General features: G+C 73.8%; 1 protein-coding gene. It reads right to left on the bottom strand.

Annotated features, from left to right (window positions below):
- The coding region (locus tag CCN72_RS37030; protein ID WP_143664348.1) for a serine hydrolase domain-containing protein at nt 1-623 on the bottom strand (623 nt) is incomplete at both ends.

Below are 623 nucleotides of genomic sequence, written 5' to 3'. Positions count from 1 at the left end.
GGCGCGGATCAGCGGGTCCTCGTACAGCCGCTCCAGGTCGGTCGGTTCGGCGCCGTGCCGGTTGTAGGCGATCGCCTCCAGGGTGTGCGGGCCGCGCGGCGAGGCGTCGATGAGCGCCCGCTGTCCGGGGGTGGGGAGCAGCGGCTGGACGGCACGGAAGCGGGGGTCGGCGGTGACCGGGAGGCCCAGGTGGAAGTCGAGCCCGTAGGGGGCGCGGACCCGGTCCTCGTACAGGTCCTGGATCGTACGGCCCGTCGCCCGGCGCACCACCTCGCCCGTCAACGCGCCGATGACCAGAGCGTGGTAGCCGAACGCGGCGCCGGGACGCCAGAACGGCCGTTGGTCGGCGAGGTGTTCGGCGATCGCGCGGTCGTCCGCCAGCTCCGCGCGGGTGAACCCGGCGTCCGTGCCGACCAGTCCGGCCCGGTGCGCGAGCAGGTCCCGCAGGATCAGCTCGCCCTTGCCCTCGGCCGCGAACTCCGGCCAGTAGTAACGGACTTTGCGGTTCAGCTCCAGCGTGCCGTCCTGCACCAGCAGCGCCGCGACCAGGTGGGCCGCGCCCTTGGTGGCCGAGAACACGCCGTACAGCGCGTCACTGGCTCCGGCCTCGCCCGCCCACAGGT

Source organism: Streptomyces murinus (genome assembly GCF_002154555.1).
Classification (GTDB): Bacteria; Actinomycetota; Actinomycetes; order Streptomycetales; family Streptomycetaceae; genus Streptomyces; species Streptomyces murinus.
Note: the sequence above shows the minus strand (reverse complement) of the source record. Positions and strands in the feature narration are given on the sequence as shown.